This is a genomic window from Trebonia sp. (genome assembly GCF_049794275.1).
In the GTDB taxonomy this organism is placed as follows: Bacteria; Actinomycetota; Actinomycetes; order Streptosporangiales; family Streptosporangiaceae; genus Trebonia.
Genome location: NZ_JBARCR010000469.1, coordinates 1 through 1974 on the forward strand (window position 1 = coordinate 1; position 1974 = coordinate 1974).

2 protein-coding genes are annotated in these 1974 nt (G+C 68.9%); both read right to left on the minus strand.

Going from position 1 to position 1974, the window contains the following annotated elements; all coding sequences use genetic code 11:
- Nucleotides 1–503 (minus strand): acetate uptake transporter (locus tag WA805_RS12910; protein WP_425242450.1); only part of this gene is annotated, 503 nt, incomplete at its 3' end.
- A partial coding sequence (locus tag WA805_RS12915; protein ID WP_425242451.1) for a potassium channel family protein occupies nucleotides 490–1974 on the minus strand: 1485 nt, incomplete at its 5' end. The genes WA805_RS12915 and WA805_RS12910, both read right to left, overlap by 14 nt.

Consider the following 1974-nt stretch of genomic DNA (forward strand, 5'->3'; position numbering starts at 1 on the left):
CTGTTGGCGAAGAACCCGATGGCCAGGATGATCTCGGTGAGCTCAAGGGTCAGGAACACGCCGAAGACCGCCGCGTTCACCTGGGCGCTGAAGAGCAGCATGTACGTGTTGAAGATCGCGAAAGCGAGCAGGATCCAGCCGAGGTCGTGGTTGAGGAACGCCGTTCCAGCGGCGACGGCGGGACGGGCTTTACTCGCGACGAGCAGGAACCACAGGCCGAGGCCGATCCAGAAGCCGCCGTAACTGGAGAACGCCGTCGCGCCGAACACGTTCCTGTTGCGGAACTCCCACATGCCGGCCAGCAGCTGGGCGAGTCCGCCGTAGGCGAACGCGTACCCGAGCCAGGCGTCGCCCGTGGCGTTGCCATTCATCCAGTGGGCGTTAGCGGCGGAAAGCAGGAACGTGGTAAGCGCGAACGCGGCCAGCCCGAGCGGTGCCGGGTCGGCGATGGGACTGGCCGCGGTAGCAGGTGCTACAGATGTGCGGTCTTCACTGACACTCATGTTGCCTCCGATGTTGGGGCCGCCCCCGGTCACGGTGGCCTGCTCCCGCCGCCTTCGACCGGGTGCATATCTGTTTTCTTCCCTCCTGGCCCACAGGGACCAGGTTGAAAGTTCTGCTAATAGCGTAACGCGCCCGTAACCCATCTCGCGATACCCCACGCGAGCGAAATAACCCGATAATTGCGCTTCCAGTGAGGAAGCGGGTCAGCCCGGCCCGCGTGGCGAGCACGATCACCCGGTCGCCCGCCGCGAGCAGGTAGCCGTGGTGCGGCGACCAGTGGAACCGCTGCGCGCCGCGTACCTGCAGCGCCAGCACGCGCGCCAGCCGGTCTCCCTCGAGCTCGGCCAGCGCCCGCCCCGCGATGTCCGAGCCGGCTTCCACCCGGACGTCCGCGATCAGCAGGACGTGCCGTCCCACCGCGATCGTGCGCAGCACCAGATGCTCCAGCAGCGCGGCGGCGAAGGCCGGCGCCGCCATGTAGGAGACGCTGCGCGAGATGACGTTGCCCAGCGTCTTCTGTACCCGCTGGGCGAGGTCGTCGTCGCCGAGGCGCAGCACCAGGCGCAGGTCTTCGCGCATCGCCCGCGCCTGCAGCGCGGTCTCCAGGTTGACCATGTCGTTGCTCGTCACAGAGACGAGTGCGGCGGCGGTCTCCAGCCCCGCCGCCTGCAGCTTCTCTTCCAGGTAAGCCTCGCCGATCACCATCGGGAGGCTGAGCCTGCGCGCCAGCGCGACGCCCCTGGCTTCCGGGTCCCTGTCGATGCAGGTGACGTCGTAGCCCAGGTCGTGCAGCTCGCCGACCACGCGGGTGCCGACGTTGCCGAGGCCGACGACGATGATGTGACCGCCGCGCGGCCGCGGCTCGCCGCGGATCTTCCCGGTCAGCCGGGCGCCGACGATGATCGCGGTCACGAGCGGGATCAGCGCCATGCCGTCGACGGTGAGGACCACCTGCGAGATCTTCTCAGGGCCGCCGAGCTTGGGGTTGGTGAGCGCGGAGCCGGTCATGTCCATCACGGTCAGGTAGACCGCGTTGCTCACCGGGTAACGGGCGACGAGCAGGCAGAAGCCCGCGATGACGGCCGCCAGCAGGATGGCGAAGACCAGCACGAACTTGTTCCACGCGAGCCGCCACAGCATGTCGGCTGACGCGCGCACGGGATGCCGCCGCCTGGTCAGCGGATCGCGCGGCGTGCCGTCAGCGACGGCGAGGACGAGGCTGTCTGAGGAAGCACTGTCTGGCGACACCGGTGGCAGTTCGTTCGGCGGTATCAGCTGGGTAGTGCCCGCCGGGTCGTCGGGCACCCCGAGCCCGCAGACCGCGTGGCCCGCTGGCACGTCGGCGTAGCGCGCCACGTACAGCGTGCGCCCGGATACCCGGACGTGGCTCGGGGTGGGCGAGCCGAGCGCGGCGGACACGAATGACGGCGCGGCCGTCTCGCTGCTCGACAGCACGGTGCAGTCGCGGAA